Raw genomic sequence first — 13,660 nt, forward strand, 5'->3', positions numbered from 1 at the left:
GGGGCGTCTTGCACCGCCAGGGCGTTCAATCGCAGTCGTAATGGCCGATGATGCGATAGGCCGAGGTGTAGGTGCCCCAGCGGGCGCTGACGCTGCTGCGCGTCGGGGCATTGCCGTCGAGGCAGCCAGCACGGCGGGCCCTGATGTCCATGTCGCGCAGGATCGGCGCCGTTACCGGTTGCGGGCGATTCCAGTAGTAGAAATTCGACACCATCAAATTGCCGGCCAGGATGCCGTTGGTGATGCGGGTGGTGTTCTTGATGACCCGGCCGCGCGGCGTCTGGTCGGCCGTGCGCGTCAGGGTCTGCAATCCGTCGCTGGTGGCGCAGCTCGCGCAGGCGAGACCAGCCAGGACGACTGTGGAAATTTTTGAAAACATGATGCCCCCTTCAAGCGCATGACTCTCCTCTGGCTGGCAAGCAGCCAAGTCCCCCAGGCCATCCTTACGTTTGGGAAGTCATTTTGCCAAGGCGTGCGGCGTACCGGGAGCAGCGCAGTGGTCTTTTGCCCCCAGGCCCGGCTATCGCTCGAGCACGGCGACAAGGCCCGGCACCGGTACTCCCCGGTCGGTGCGGGGCGAGGCGTGATCGAGATGACGCAGGTGCAGACCGGCCGCCGCCGCCCAACCTGCAAGGCCCTCGCGTGAATGGGCGTACCGCAAATCGTGATTCAGGATGAAGGCGGCGGGCCCGCTGTGGCTCTGGACCGTAAAGACGAACAGGCCGCCACGCACCAGCACGCGCGCGGCCTGACGAAAGATGGTATCGAGATCACCGAGATAGATGAAGACGTCCGCTGACAGGATCAGGTCGGCGCTATCAGCGGCTTGTCGGAAGAGAAAATCGGCGATCTCCGCCTGCTCCAGCTGCCGATAGACCTGCTTGGCCCGTGCCTTGGCGAGCATGGCACCGGACAGGTCGACGCCGACGATATCCTGGCAAAGGGTGCGAAAGGCCTCGCCCACAAGGCCGGTGCCGCAGCCCAGATCGAGGGCGCGTTCGAACGGTTTGCTCCGGCCGATGCCGTCCAGGGCCATGCGCAACAGGGCAGGCCCGCGATAGGAGAGATCGGCGACGAGGGAACGCTCGAAGCGCGGCGCGTATTCGTCGAACAAGGCGGCGATGTGGGCCGGCGTCATGGCGCCGTCGGGCGGCATCTCGCCGAGCCGGGCAAGGCGTGCACCGGCGCCGGCTTCATCGGCCGGGTCGAGGCGGAGTGCTTGGCGATAGGTGTCGATGGCTTCGTCCCGGCGTCCGAGCATCTCGTTGAGATCGCCGAGGGCGAGCCAGCCGGCAGCCCAATCCGGCGCTTCATGGAGGGCCTGCGTCACCAATTCGGCGGCCGAAGCGGGGTCGCCTCCCGCCTTGTATTCCATGGCATAGGCGAAGCGGCGGTCGGCTATGGCATTGCCGGAGGAGCGGGCTTTGAGCATGGCACGCCTATAGGCCAGGACCTGCGGCAAGAAAATAGACGCCACGGCCAGGGGCGGCTCAATCCGCGGCCCCTATCATATTGCCGTTGTCACCCAGGTCCATCGGCGCCTGATCGGGGGGGGGGGCGTGCCAGGCGTGTTCCGCCGGATCCCGGGCAGGTTTTCTTCCGCCGGGGGTGGCAGGGAGACCCCGAGATGATGGCCGCAATCGGTGGAGCGCTCCATATGGAACCTTTCGCCGACTCGGAGCAGGCCAATGTCCCGGAGACCACGGTCGTTCATCGCCACCAGCATGCGGGTATGGCGGATTTGTTCACGATGGCGGGCGATCGCGGCAGCGCCGAGGCGGGCGGCCGCGCGGACCCTGGACGCAAGCCATCTCAGGGCTGCTGGTTGAGCGCCCATGCGGGACCTCCGATGAGGTTGAGGATGTCTGGAGCAAAATGCATTCAAGCCCGACCGCTTGTTTGCTCTAACTCTTTGTTTCGACGCGTCTTTGTGATTCGAGGTGATTACGTCTAGTCGCAAAACGCTCTAGGCCCTGCGGCCGGCGACCAATTCGCTACGGTCGAAATTCATATGTGTGAAGCGCCGTCGATACTCTGCCGGCGTCATGCCGGTGTGGCGCTTGAACAGACTCCTGAAAAACACGATGTCGGCATAACCCGTCTTGGCGCAGACCGCCTGGATGGATGTCGCTCCGGCTTCGAGCAGATCCTTTGCCGCCGATATGCGCAGCTTCTGGAGATAGGCGCCGGGCAGGGAACCGGTCGCAGCCTTGAAGCGGCGAATGAAGTTGCGCGGACTCATACCGCTGCGCCCCGCCAGCGTATCGATCGACACGTCCTCGTCGAAATGCGTGCGCAGATATTCCTCCGCCTCGCGAACCCTGCCATCCGCATGTGGGCGCGAAAGGGGAAGCACAGCATAACCGGATTGGCGGCCGCGCGGCATGCTGACGAGAAGGGACTTGGCGCATTGCAGGGCGATCTCATGGCCGCAGAACTTCTCCACCAGATAGAGACTGAGGTCGATTGAGGCGTAGACGCCGCCGCTGCACAGGATATGGCCGTCCTCGGTGACGAATTGCTCGGTCTGCCAATGAACCTGCGGGTAGCGCTGCCGCAGCATGTCGGCAACACCCCAATGCGTGGTTGCGATCCGGCCATCGAGCAGCCCGGCCTCGGCCAGGAAGATGACTCCAGTGCATATGCCGGCGATATAGGCGCCGCGCCCATGCCATTTGCGCAGCCAGGTGAGGAAGGCCTCATTGCCGATGAAGCGATCCTGGATGTCCCAGCCGGAGGCCGGTACGATGACGATGTCCGCGTGCTCGATGTCGTCGATCGACAGTGTCGGCACCAGGCCCAGGGCGCACAGGCTGGTCACGCCCTTGCCGTCGATGGAGACGGTCCGAACCCGGAATGGCGGCCTCGGGGTCTCGCCATGAAGCCAATTCCACAGCGAGCCGGCCGAGTGAAAAACCTCAAGCGGGCCAATGGCGGTTGAGGCATAGCCACCATCCAGCAGCACGACCGTGACCTCGATCGGCTTGACCCCCAGCTTGGCCGATGCCGGATCGCTCGAGGCTTCAGCCTGCGTCGGCATCAGGGCCCTCCGTGAAGCCTGCGTCGAGCGGCTCCCACAATCCGACCAGTGCGCCGACCGCATCGAGGATGAGGGCGATCCGCGCCAGCCCTGGCGCGTTGGCGGCGCGGACGATCACCTCGCCACCGAGAGAGACGGCGCGTGCGAGGGCTTTCTCGAGATCGTCCACCTCGAAATAGGGCGTCCAATGCGAGGGGACGCCCCGTGCACGATGGGCATGGCTGAGCTGGTAGACGGAGCCGAAATCCATGCCGGACACACTGAATCGGGTAAATTGACCGCCATTCATCGCTTCTTCATTCCGTCTCCAGCCGAACATGCCGGCATAGAACACCTCGGCGCTCGCAATATTCGTCGCTGCGAGATCGACCCAGCGCAGGAAGCCAGGGCGCGGGCCGTCGGGTTCTGGAAATCGGGGATTTCGCATCGGCCTGCTCCAACCGAGAACGGGCGCCGCCCGACCAAGGCGGCGCCCCGGTGTCAGGAATTGGCAGTCATCGGCTCGACCACGCTGCGAACCTCGGTGATCCTGGTCGCCGGAAAGCCACTGAGCTTTGCATGTTCGCGGACAGCGTCCTCGTCTTCGGCCAGGTAGACGCAGAAGGTCTTGTCATCGACCACATAGGACTGCAGCCATTGGGCCCGACCTTCGAGCTTGGCCAGGGCGGCGTTCGAGGTGCGGGCGACATCCTTTAATTGGTCCCGGTTCAGGCCGCCCACCCCGGGAATGTCGCGTTCGATCACATAGCGTTTCATCTCTTCGCTCCTTCCGGTTTCTTGAGGAAGGCAAGGATCGTCCGGTTCCCATCGGCAGGACAGGCGGCAGTTTCGACAATGTCGGATGGTGATCGTGACAATCGAACAAGCCGTCCTCAGGCCTGCGCATCCTAGCCGGCCGGCATGGGGCACGGGCGACGAAGTCCCCACCAATCGCGCCAATCGGGCGGCCCATGCGGAGTGCAGCCGGCGTGCCGAGGCGGCTACAGCCTTTTTGGACTTTTACGCTCAGAGTCTCAGGTAAAGGTGCAACAGCTATCGACGGCCCTTTTCGCAGGGGCCGCGCGAGCACGATCCGATGAAGCGGACTATTCCGGCGAAGCGCTTATTTGATCCCGGCAGACCAGGTCGGCCAATCCTTGATGACAGTATCGGCAAAGGCCGAGCCGACGCGATAGGCGTTGGCGACGGAGGGGCCGAAGCCGCCGGATTTGGCCGAGAGCGATTCCGCCGCGCTCTGGCCGGGTGCCTCGCGATCGAAATTGGAAGCGGTGCGCAGCACCGCGATACGCTCGAAATCGAGCAGGCCGGCATCGGCGCCCCGCTTGAGGGCGGTCAGCGTGGCATTGTCTTCCATCTGGGTGGTGCAATAATTCGCCTTGCCGTCCGTGGCATGCCTGGCCCAGCGCTCCATGGCATCGCCGATCTTCGATCCGTGCCAATAGGTGTCGATCGAGACGGTATCGCACAGCTTCACCGCCGGCTTGGCGCGGGCGGCCTCGTCCTGGTAGCGGGCGCGATAGTTCTCGGCCTCCTTGCCGTCGGCGAGTTCGACGGAACGGGTCAGTTCGAAGGCCTTTTCCGCCAGTTTGGCATTGAGCGCATAGACCTCGGTGCCGGCGCTCCAGCCTGCCTTGTCGCTCGGCTTGGCGGCGCCGAGCGGCAGCATGCCGTCAGGCCAGTCGGAGGGGATCTGGCGCGGGTCGATGTCGTGGCGCAGCCCGCCATCGATGACATAGCGTGCCCACAGCGCCGATCCCAGCGTGCCATCCTTTGGATCGACGCCGGCGATGCCGTCGATCAGGAAATAGGTCTGTTTCAGATCGAACTTGTCGCCGAGGACGAGGGCTGCCGTCGAGCTGGCCGCGTTGGCATAGCCCATGGCGGTCGTCATCACGCATAGGCCCTCCGTATCGCAAGCGACGTCAGGGTACTCCTTCGACAGGCCGGGGACCTCGATCTTCGTGGTCAGCTTCCGGGCTTCCAGCCAGGGCTTGGTTTCTTCCCCGAACATGGTGATCACCATCACCTTGGGGGCGATCCGCTCGGCGGCGCTGGCATGGGCGCTGCCGATGAGGGCGAGAGCTGCCGCAAGGCCGGCGCCGACGAGATGTGTGCTGGTGGATGATACCCGCGATCGGGCATTGGTCAGCGTCGGCTTCCGGTTGAACAGCATCGGGATTTGGTCTCCAGGGTCGCTTCTTCCGGTATCGTATGGAGGCGGCAATGTCATCCTGTCCCCGTCGCCAATACCCCGCAAAGATCGAGGCTGCCCGAAACAGGGTTGCCGGCAACACCTTGGCCCCATGCCGGTTTCACCCTATGTTCTCGCCATGCGGCCCTCGGACTTGCTGATTCCGACGCCGTCGGGGCTGTACTGCCCGCTGGCGGACGTCCATGTCGATCCTGTGAGGCCGGTCGAGCGGGCCCTGATCACCCATGCCCATTCCGATCATGCCCGCGCCGGCCATCGCCAGGTGCTCGCCACCGCCGAGACGCTGGCGATCATGGCGGCGCGTTATGGTGAGGATTTTTGCGAGGCGCGCCAGACCGCCATCCTGGGCCGGAAGCTCGGTCTCGGTGGCGTCGATGTGACCTTCCATCCCGCCGGCCACGTCCTGGGCTCGGCGCAGATCGCCTTCGAGGCGAAGGGCCTGCGCATCGTCGCCTCGGGTGACTACAAGCGCCAGGCCGATCCGACCTGCCTGCCCTTCGAGCCGGTGCCCTGCGACGTCTTCATCTCGGAAGCCACCTTCGCCCTGCCGGTGTTCCACCATCCCGATCCCAGGCATGAGATCGGCAAGCTCATGGATTCGCTGGCCCTGTTTCCCGAGCGGGCCCATCTCGTCGGCGCCTATTCCCTCGGCAAGGCGCAGCGCATCATCGCCATGGCCCGCCACGCCGGTCATCAGGCGCCGATCTATCTGCACGGCGCCATGGAGAAGGTGACGCGGCTCTACCAGGATTTCGGCATCGAGCTCGGGACGTTGCAGCTGGTGCGCGACGTCAAGCCGGCCGAGCTGGCCGGTGCCATCGTGCTCTGCCCGCCCAGCGCAGCCCAGGAAGTCTGGTCACGCAAGATGCCGGATCCCCTCAGCGTGTACGCCTCGGGCTGGATGCGCATCCGGGCACGGGCGCGCCAGAGTGGTGCCGAACTGCCGCTGGTGATCTCCGACCATGCCGATTGGCCCGATTTGCAACGCTCGATCCTGGAAACGGGCTGCTCGGAACTGTGGGTCACCCATGGCCAGGAGGATGCGCTGGTGCATTGGGCCCGCAGCCGGGGGCTGAAGGCCCAGCCTTTGCACATGATCGGCTATGGCGACGAGGAGGCGGAGGAGGCATGAACCGCTTCGCAGAATTGCTCGACCGCCTTGCCTATGAGCCGGGCCGCAATGCCAAGCTGCGGCTGCTGACGAGCTATTTCCGTGAGACTTCCGATCCGGACCGCGGCTATGCGCTGGCGGCGATCACCGGGGCGCTGTCCTTCCGCAATGCCAAGCCCGCCCTGCTGCGCGAGTTGATCGGTGAACGCGCCGATCCCGAGCTCTTCGCGCTGTCCTACGACTATGTCGGCGACCTTTCCGAGACCATCGCGCTGATGTGGCCTGTTCGCCCGGGCATGAACCATGCGCCCAGCCTGTCCGAGGTGGTGGAGGCCCTGAGCCAGGCCGGGCGCTCGGAGATGCCGGCCCTGATCGCCCGCCATCTCGACGCGCTTGATGAAACCGGGCGCTGGGCCTTCCTCAAGCTGATCACGGGGGCGCTCAGGATCGGTGCTTCCGCGCGTCTCGCCAAGAGCGCCGTTGCAGCACTGGGCTCCCTGTCTCCTGATGATATTGAACTCGCTTGGCCCGGCCTGCAGCCGCCCTATGAGAGCCTGTTCGCCTGGGCCGAAGGCAAGGGCGAGTGGCCGGAAAGCGGCAATCCTGCCCCGTTCCGGCCGGTGATGCTGGCCCATGCCCTGGAAGAGGGCGACCTCGCGGCCATCCTGCCGGACAGCCATGTGGCGGAATGGAAATGGGACGGCATTCGCGTCCAGGCCGTCGGGGTGCGCACCGCGAACGGCCCCTTGCTGCGCCTTTATTCGCGCACCGGCGAGGATATCGCACCGGCTTTTCCCGATCTCGTCGAGGCCCTCGATTTCGAAGGGGCCATCGACGGCGAATTGCTGGTGCGGCGTCTCGGCGAGGACGGCGAAGGCCGCATCGAGAATTTCAATGCCCTCCAGCAGCGGCTGAACCGCAAGAGCGTGACGGGAAAGCTCATCGCCGACTATCCGGCCCATATCAGGGCCTATGACCTGCTGGCCGAAGGGGACGAGGACTTGCGGGATCTCTCCTTCATCGAAAGGCGCGCCCGGCTGGAGGCCTTCGTGGCGCGCCTTGCGTCGCCGCGCCTCGACCTCTCGCCGCTCGTGGTCTTCACCGGGCCGGAGGCTTTGGCGCTGGCCCGCGAGAATCCGGGCGGAGCCGGTGCCGGTGCTGATGCGGAAGCCGTCGAGGGATTGATGCTGAAGCGGCGCGACAGCCTTTATGTGCCCGGCCGCCCGAAGGGCCTGTGGTTCAAATGGAAGCGCGAGCCGTTCCGCATCGACGCCGTGCTGATGTATGCCCAGCGCGGCCATGGCAAGCGCTCCTCCTTCTATTCCGACTATACGTTCGGCGTGTGGAAGGGCGAGGAGTTGGTGCCGGTGGGCAAGGCCTATTTCGGCTTCACCGACGAGGAATTGCGCGACATCGACCGTTTTGTCCGCAACAACACGGTGAACCGCTTCGGGCCAGTGAGGGAGGTTGTCCACACCGCCGAGAAAGGCCTGGTGGTGGAAGTCGCCTTCGAGGGCCTGGCGCGTTCCAGCCGCCATAAATCCGGCGTCGCCATGCGCTTTCCTCGGCTGGCGCGCCTGCGCTGGGACAAGCCGCCCGGCGAGGCGGACAGGCTGGAAAGCCTCACCGCCCTGCTTGACCGCGCGGCCGTCACGCCCGAAATAGGGGCTGACACGACAGGAGAATAGGCATGGCTGGGCTGGAGAAGTTCATGGGCGGCTCGGTAATGGGCACGATCATCAAGCTGGTGGTGGTTTCTGTAGCTGTCGGCCTCGTGCTGGCCTGGCTCGACCTGACGCCCTGGGAGCTCCTCGCCAGGCTTCGGCACTTTCTCGAGCGCCTTTCGGCGCAGGGGTTCGGCATGGTCAAGGACCTGTTCGGCTATTTCCTGCTTGGGGCGGTGATCGTTGTGCCGGTCTGGATCGTGCTGCGCCTGCTGAAATCCGCGCCCTCGGGCGGGCGCAAATAGAGCGGAGCAGGTTCTTGTTGCCAGGTGCCGTTACGCGGCGAATTCCTTGGCAAAGCTACCCAGGCTTTCGGCCGCTGCCTTGCGCATGAAGGCCTGGTCCGAAGCCATGATGAAGGCGGAGGCGCCCAGGGCATGGTAGCGCCTTGCTTCGGCAGCGTTGGCCACCATCATGCAGACGGGCTTGCCGGCCCGTCCGGCCGCGGCGCAGATCGTCTCGACGGCGGCCTGGACAGGGGGGGCGTCGGTGCTCTCGGCCTGCAGCGCCACCGTAAGGTCGCCCCGTCCGATGAAGACGGCGTCGAGGCCCTCGGTTGCCAGGATGGCATCGATCTCCGCCAGCGCTTCCGGGTCCTCGATCATCGCGATCAGGCTGACATGCGCATCCTGCCGGTCGACATGCGGCCAGATGCCGAGGCCGCCATAGCGCCCGGCGCGCGGCGAATTGGAAAAGCCTCGCCGGCCACCGCGATAGCGACAGGCCGCGGCGGCTTCTCGCGCCCTGCCTGCGGAGGAAATGTGCGGGACCAGGACGCCCGCCGCTCCATCGTCGAGGGCGCCGAGGATGCGGGCGATCTCGGGTACGCGGACGATCGCGGCGGTACCCGCCGCGCGTGCGGCCAGCAAGATCAGTTCGGTCTGGCCGCGATCGAAGGGGGCATGTTCCTCATCCACGACAACGAAGTCGAAACCGAGATCGCCGAGGATTTCGGTCGCGTGGACGGTGGGTGTCTTGAGGAACGATCCGAGCAGGGTCTTTCGCGACAGCAGGCGCTGACGGAAGGCTTCAGCCGGGCGTGCGGGGACGTTGTCGTGCATGGCGGTCAATTTTTCTTGTTTCGTTAGTTGAAACATTGTTTCTATAATTAGGTTCAACCCAAAGGGCGTCCGTGTCAATGGCCGGGCTTGCCTTTGCTCATGAAGGAAAGAAGAATGCCTCGTGTCAGCGGCCCGGGCGGTGACGGCGTGCAGGCGGTGGTTCTGGCCATGCGCATCCTGGAGCTGCTGGCGGAGGAGGGCCGGCCCATGGGCGTGTCCGCCATGGCCGTTGCCCTGGAAACCACCAAGAGCCGGATCTGGCGCTATCTGCAGACGCTGGTGCAGCACGGCTATATCGTCCAGCTGCCGGAGACGGAGCGCTACCAGCTCGGCAGCCGCCTGATCAAGCTGGGGCAGGCCGTGGGAGAGGGGCGCGACATCGTCTCGGCCAGCGCCCGGGCCCTGCGGGAATTGCGCGACAGTCTTGGCCATTCCGCGGTGATCGCCCAGCTTGAGGCAGAGGGGGTGCGCGTGCTCACCACCGTCCCGGGCAAATCCACCGTCGAGATCGGTGTCCGGCCGGGATCCCTGCTCGAGTTTCACTGTTCGGCCCAGGGCAAGATCGCCCTTGCCTTCGGCAACGACGCCTTGCGGGCCACCGTGCTCGGCATGCGCCTGGAGCGTCGCACGCAGGCGACGATCGTCACGCCCGGCGGTTTGCGCAAGGAGATCGAGCGCGTGCGCCAGGCCGGTTGGGCGATCGCGCCGAACGAGATCCTGATCGGCCTGAATGCACTGGCAGCACCGGTCTTCGATGCCGCGGGGTCCCTGGTCGGGACGCTGGCGATCGTCGATTCCGTGCAGTTCATCACCGAGACGCCCACCACTGAGCAGATCGAGCGGACGGTCAGGGCCGCAAAGCAGGTTTCCGAAGCGCTGGGCTACGTGCTCGATTGACGGCCGTTGGCGGCCCTCTTGACAAGGGAGGGCTTTGCTTCAAGAATAAACGGAACAACGTTTCAACTAGTGAAACAAAAAAACGAAGCGGCAGATTTGGTGCGGGCCGCGCCGGGCCGCTGGGAGGTTGCCATGTATGATGCTTCGGATCCGCGTTCGACTTTGGCGTCAGTCCAGGCCGGGCCGGTGGCGACCGCGTTCGCCGGCGCCGATTGCGGCAAGTTCTATGAGACCGCGCCCCAGGAGGACGATGCGAATGGCCGCAGCTGGTACATTCGCAGCCAGCATTGCGTAGTCGCCTACAGCGAAGCGCGGGATGGCGCCTGTTTCACCCGTTCCGCCCAGCCCGACGAATATGTGCTGCTGCTGCCCGATGCAGGCGTAAGCGCCGAGGTCGAGACCGCCGATGGCAAGCAGCTCGTGCCGGGCTATTCCATCGCCTTCATCCCGCCCGGCCCGAGCACGATCCGGATCGTGGGATCGGGGCCGGTCGTGCGCCTGTTCACCGCCAGGGTCGGGGATCTCGTGGCCCGCTGCGCGAACGCGGCATCCTATGACACGCCGCACCCCAATGTCGCGGCGTTCCAGCCCTGGCCGGAAGCCACGGGCGGGTCCCGGCTTCATGTCTATTCGCTCGACGTGCCGGACGAGCCGGGGCGGTTCGGGCGCATCTGGCGCGGCTCGACCATGATGGTCAACGTCCTGCCGGCGCAGCACGGGCCGCGCGACGTCACCAAGCTCTCGCCGCATCATCACGACGATTTCGAACAGGTCTCCCTCGCGCTGGAGGGCGCCTTCACCCACCACCTGCGCTGGCCCTGGACCACGGATCTCAACGCCTGGCGCGACGACCAGCACGAATATTGCGAAGCGCCTTCGGTGATGGTGATCCCGCCGCCGGCGATCCACACCTCCCGCGGCATGCTCGCCGGGGTGAACCAACTCGTCGACATCTTCTGCCCGCCGCGCCTGGATTTCTCGCTGAAGCCCGGCTGGGTGCTGAACGACGCCGACTATCCGATGCCGGCCGAGGGTGCCGGGACGCCGTCCTGACGCACCGATCGCGCAGTCGAGCAGGCAGGACAAGGAGGCAGTACCATGGACGCACTTACCATCGATGCCGGATCGGCTGGGGATATCCGGCGCATCGACGCGCTGCTCAAGGGAGCGATCGATCCCCATGTGCATAGTGGTCCCTCGATCGCGCCGCGCGCCCTCGACCATCTGGAACTGGCCCGCCAGATGTCGGAGGCAGGCTTTGCGGCGGTGGTCACCAAGGACCACGACTATGCCGGCGTGGCGACGGCGGCCCTGATTTCCCGCCACCATCCGGAACTGACCACCAGGGTCTTTTCAGGCATCGTGCTCAACAATGTGGTGGGGGGCATCAATCCCTATGCCGTCGAGCATACGGCGGCGATGGGCGGCAAGATCGTCTGGATGCCGACACTGGCCGCCGAGAACCATCTCGAATGGGAGAAGACCTCCTCCTGGTCGCATCCGGCCTCGACCCAGAAGATGCGGCCGGCCCGGGCGGTTCCGGTCCTCGATGCCAACAGGCAGGTGCTCGACGATATCAAGGAAGTCCTCGACGTCATCGCCCGCAACCGCATGGCGCTCGCCAGCGGCCACCTGCATGTCAGCGAGACCTGGATCCTGTTCGAGGAAGCGCGGCGCCGCGGCGTCGAGCGCCTAATCTTCACCCATCCGGAGGACATCGTCGGTGCGAGCCTGGATGACGTGAAGGAGATCGCCGCCATGGGGGCCTATGTGGAGCATTCGCTTTGCATGTTCCTGGAAGGATCCAAGTTCAAGACCCGCTCGGCGGAGGACCTGCGCCAGCAGATCGAAGCGGCCGGTGTCGACCGCACCATCCTGTGTTCGGACCTCGGGCAGGTCGGCGTGTTCAGTCCGTTGGAGGGCTTCCGGCGCGGCGTTCGCCTGTGCCTGGAGCTCGGTTATTCCGACGAGGCGATCCGGCGGATGGTCTCGACCAACACAGCGCATGTGCTCGGGCTGGAGGAGCTCGTTTCCCAGCCGGCCTGAGCACATGCCTGGCGCCGGTTTGAGTTTTGCAATGAGTTTCGGCGGCACTTGCGGGCCGCCGAATGCAGACGCGTATCCGGTGCTCGCGCGGTGCCGGTTCAAGGCCTATCGACATAACCGGCCCCATTGCTCGCTTCTGCCAGGACGGTCGGACGCGCAGCCTCCAATATAAGGCCGGAAGCAGGGAGGAATGCATGTTCACCTGGTTCACCAGTCTGGATCGTACCGAACGCAAGACGCTCTATGCCTGTTTCGGCGGCTGGGCCGTCGATGCGCTCGACACCCAGCTCTACAGCTTTCTCATTCCCACCCTGATTACGGTGTGGGGCATGACGAATGCGCAGGCCGGCTTTCTCGGAACCTCGGCGCTGATCTCCTCCGCCATCGGCGGCTGGGCGGCCGGCATCCTGAGCGACCGCATCGGGCGCGTGCGCGTCATGAAGATTGCCATTCTCTGGTTTTCGCTGTTCACCGTGCTGAGCGGCTTCTGCAATTCCTTCGAGCAACTGCTCGCCGCCCGCATCCTGTCCGGCATCGGCTTCGGTGGCGAATGGGCTGCCGGCTCGGTGCTGATGGGCGAGATCATCCGCTCCGAATATCGCGGCAAGGCGGTCGGCACCGTGCAGAGCGCCTATGCAATCGGCTATGCCATTGCGGCGATCCTCTCTTCCATCCTGTTCGCGACCCTGCCGGATACGCAGGCCTGGCGCTGGATGTTCTGGCTCGGCGCGGCACCGGCCATCCTGGTCCTGCTCGCCTTGCGCGGCGTGCCCGAGCCGGCGGTCTTCCTGGCGGCCCGGGAGAAGAGGGTGAAGGCCGGGGAGGCGCCCGTCAGCCCCTTGATGATCTTCCACCGGCGCTATCTGCGCACCACCTGCCTGACCTCGCTCCTGGCCTTCGGCGTGCAGGCGGGCGGTTTTTCCATGGTGATCTGGCTGCCGACCTTCCTGAAGACGGTGCGGGAAATCTCCACGGTGGGCGTGGGCTATCACATGTTCGTCCTCACCGTGGGCTCCTTCGTCGGCTATATCGTCGCCGCCTATCTGTGCGATGCCATCGGCCGCCGGCGCAATTTCCTGCTCTTTGCCTTGCTGAACTGGATCTTCATTCCGGCCTTCCTCTATCTGCCGGGAGGCGGCGCGGTGATGTTCGCGCTCGATTTCGTGCTCGGCTTTGCGGCTTTGGGCATCTACAGCGCGCTCGGGCCCTATTTCACCGAATTGTTCCCCAACGCTATCCGGGGCAATGGGCAGGGCTTTGCCTATAATTTCGGCCGGGCCGCCGGCGCGTTCTTCCCGACGGTGATCGGCCTGATGACCGCAAGCGGCCACCTGCTGCTGCGCGACGCCATGGCCGTCACGGCGGTCAGCGCCTATTTCTTCGTGCTCCTCGCCATCGCCCTGCTGCCGGAAACGCGGGGCCGCGAACTCACTGAGGAGGCGGAGAAGGACAATACGGGGCAGGGGACGCTTCACCTCGCGCAGCCTGCTCCCGGAAGAGGCGCCTGATCGGAACGAGTAAAACCGGCTGGGGTGGACATTGGGGCGGGCACCTTGGAATGACTCTTGA

14 protein-coding genes are annotated in these 13,660 nt (G+C 65.2%); 7 read left to right on the top strand and 7 right to left on the bottom strand.

The features are described 5' to 3' along the window. Positions 1-25 precede the first annotated feature (25 nt). The 6 genes from U1R88_RS07430 to U1R88_RS07455 form a co-directional block, all read right to left on the bottom strand. On the bottom strand, positions 26-379 hold the full coding sequence (locus U1R88_RS07430; RefSeq protein ID WP_068288130.1) for a hypothetical protein: 354 nt from the start codon (positions 377-379) through the stop codon (positions 26-28). Between the two features lie 141 nt (positions 380-520). Then, the gene (locus tag U1R88_RS07435; protein ID WP_322430679.1) at positions 521-1,477 is read right to left on the bottom strand and encodes a class I SAM-dependent DNA methyltransferase; all 957 of its coding nucleotides are present in this window, start codon (positions 1,475-1,477) and stop codon (positions 521-523) included. Positions 1,478-1,966: 489 nt separating this feature from the next. Further along, complete coding sequence (locus U1R88_RS07440; protein ID WP_322430680.1) at positions 1,967-3,040, bottom strand: GlxA family transcriptional regulator; 1,074 nt, start codon at positions 3,038-3,040, stop codon at positions 1,967-1,969. Continuing rightward, positions 3,024-3,467, bottom strand: a complete 444-nt coding sequence (locus tag U1R88_RS07445) for a VOC family protein (RefSeq protein ID WP_322430681.1) — start codon at positions 3,465-3,467, stop codon at positions 3,024-3,026. The genes U1R88_RS07440 and U1R88_RS07445 overlap by 17 nt, the downstream gene beginning before the upstream one ends. Before the next feature lie 53 nt (positions 3,468-3,520). After that, positions 3,521-3,796, bottom strand: coding sequence for a DUF4242 domain-containing protein (locus tag U1R88_RS07450; protein ID WP_322430682.1), 276 nt, complete (start codon positions 3,794-3,796; stop codon positions 3,521-3,523). A gap of 346 nt (positions 3,797-4,142) precedes the next feature. Then, positions 4,143-5,213 carry a purine-nucleoside phosphorylase gene (locus U1R88_RS07455; protein WP_322430683.1) on the bottom strand — a complete coding sequence of 357 codons (1,071 nt, stop codon included), beginning with the start codon at positions 5,211-5,213 and terminating at the stop codon, positions 4,143-4,145. 130 nt (positions 5,214-5,343) lie between these two features. Here U1R88_RS07455 and U1R88_RS07460 point away from each other — a divergent pair, with 130 nt between their 5' ends. From U1R88_RS07460 to U1R88_RS07470, 3 genes are read left to right on the top strand one after another with little or no spacing between them, the layout of a single operon-like run. Next, positions 5,344-6,384, top strand: coding sequence for a ligase-associated DNA damage response exonuclease (locus U1R88_RS07460; protein WP_322430684.1), 1,041 nt, complete (start codon positions 5,344-5,346; stop codon positions 6,382-6,384). Further along, complete coding sequence (locus tag U1R88_RS07465; RefSeq protein ID WP_322430685.1) at positions 6,381-8,051, top strand: cisplatin damage response ATP-dependent DNA ligase; 1,671 nt, start codon at positions 6,381-6,383, stop codon at positions 8,049-8,051. Before U1R88_RS07460 ends, U1R88_RS07465 begins: the two co-directional genes overlap by 4 nt. A 2-nt stretch (positions 8,052-8,053) precedes the next feature. Then, complete coding sequence (locus U1R88_RS07470; protein WP_068288148.1) at positions 8,054-8,332, top strand: DUF6460 domain-containing protein; 279 nt, start codon at positions 8,054-8,056, stop codon at positions 8,330-8,332. A gap of 30 nt (positions 8,333-8,362) precedes the next feature. Here the strand turns inward: U1R88_RS07470 and U1R88_RS07475 are convergent, their stop codons facing one another. Beyond that, the gene (locus tag U1R88_RS07475) at positions 8,363-9,148 is read right to left on the bottom strand and encodes an HpcH/HpaI aldolase family protein (protein WP_322430686.1); all 786 of its coding nucleotides are present in this window, start codon (positions 9,146-9,148) and stop codon (positions 8,363-8,365) included. A 114-nt stretch (positions 9,149-9,262) separates the two neighbouring features. On the opposite strand from U1R88_RS07475, the gene U1R88_RS07480 reads away from it, so the two are divergent. The 4 genes from U1R88_RS07480 (at position 9,263) to U1R88_RS07495 (ending at position 13,599) form a co-directional block, all read left to right on the top strand. Then, positions 9,263-10,045 carry an IclR family transcriptional regulator gene (locus U1R88_RS07480; protein WP_322430687.1) on the top strand — a complete coding sequence of 261 codons (783 nt, stop codon included), beginning with the start codon at positions 9,263-9,265 and terminating at the stop codon, positions 10,043-10,045. 132 nt (positions 10,046-10,177) lie between these two features. Next, complete coding sequence (locus U1R88_RS07485) at positions 10,178-11,098, top strand: cupin domain-containing protein (RefSeq protein ID WP_322430688.1); 921 nt, start codon at positions 10,178-10,180, stop codon at positions 11,096-11,098. A 45-nt stretch (positions 11,099-11,143) separates the two neighbouring features. Continuing rightward, positions 11,144-12,091, top strand: a complete 948-nt coding sequence (locus tag U1R88_RS07490) for a DUF6282 family protein (protein ID WP_322430689.1) — start codon at positions 11,144-11,146, stop codon at positions 12,089-12,091. Between the two features lie 194 nt (positions 12,092-12,285). Further along, a complete protein-coding gene (locus U1R88_RS07495; RefSeq protein ID WP_322430690.1) occupies positions 12,286-13,599 on the top strand; it encodes an MFS transporter in 1,314 nt (437 codons plus the stop codon). Positions 13,600-13,660: the final 61 nt, after the last annotated feature.

The organism is Labrys sedimenti, assembly GCF_034424805.1.
Classification (GTDB): domain Bacteria; phylum Pseudomonadota; class Alphaproteobacteria; order Rhizobiales; family Labraceae; genus Labrys; species Labrys sedimenti.

What these genes read in the sequence shown, in the direction of transcription:
- U1R88_RS07430 (WP_068288130.1), bottom strand. Translation starts at nt 379, where the DNA reads ATGTTTTCAAAAATTTCCACAGTCGTCCTGGCTGGTCTCGCCTGCGCG.
- U1R88_RS07440 (WP_322430680.1), bottom strand. Translation starts at nt 3,040, where the DNA reads ATGCCGACGCAGGCTGAAGCCTCGAGCGATCCGGCATCGGCCAAGCTG.
- U1R88_RS07445 (WP_322430681.1), bottom strand. Translation starts at nt 3,467, where the DNA reads ATGCGAAATCCCCGATTTCCAGAACCCGACGGCCCGCGCCCTGGCTTC.
- U1R88_RS07450 (WP_322430682.1), bottom strand. Translation starts at nt 3,796, where the DNA reads ATGAAACGCTATGTGATCGAACGCGACATTCCCGGGGTGGGCGGCCTG.
- U1R88_RS07455 (WP_322430683.1), bottom strand. Translation starts at nt 5,213, where the DNA reads ATGCTGTTCAACCGGAAGCCGACGCTGACCAATGCCCGATCGCGGGTA.
- U1R88_RS07460 (WP_322430684.1), top strand. Translation starts at nt 5,344, where the DNA reads ATGCCGGTTTCACCCTATGTTCTCGCCATGCGGCCCTCGGACTTGCTG.
- U1R88_RS07465 (WP_322430685.1), top strand. Translation starts at nt 6,381, where the DNA reads ATGAACCGCTTCGCAGAATTGCTCGACCGCCTTGCCTATGAGCCGGGC.
- U1R88_RS07470 (WP_068288148.1), top strand. Translation starts at nt 8,054, where the DNA reads ATGGCTGGGCTGGAGAAGTTCATGGGCGGCTCGGTAATGGGCACGATC.
- U1R88_RS07475 (WP_322430686.1), bottom strand. Translation starts at nt 9,148, where the DNA reads ATGCACGACAACGTCCCCGCACGCCCGGCTGAAGCCTTCCGTCAGCGC.
- U1R88_RS07480 (WP_322430687.1), top strand. Translation starts at nt 9,263, where the DNA reads ATGCCTCGTGTCAGCGGCCCGGGCGGTGACGGCGTGCAGGCGGTGGTT.
- U1R88_RS07485 (WP_322430688.1), top strand. Translation starts at nt 10,178, where the DNA reads ATGTATGATGCTTCGGATCCGCGTTCGACTTTGGCGTCAGTCCAGGCC.
- U1R88_RS07490 (WP_322430689.1), top strand. Translation starts at nt 11,144, where the DNA reads ATGGACGCACTTACCATCGATGCCGGATCGGCTGGGGATATCCGGCGC.
- U1R88_RS07495 (WP_322430690.1), top strand. Translation starts at nt 12,286, where the DNA reads ATGTTCACCTGGTTCACCAGTCTGGATCGTACCGAACGCAAGACGCTC.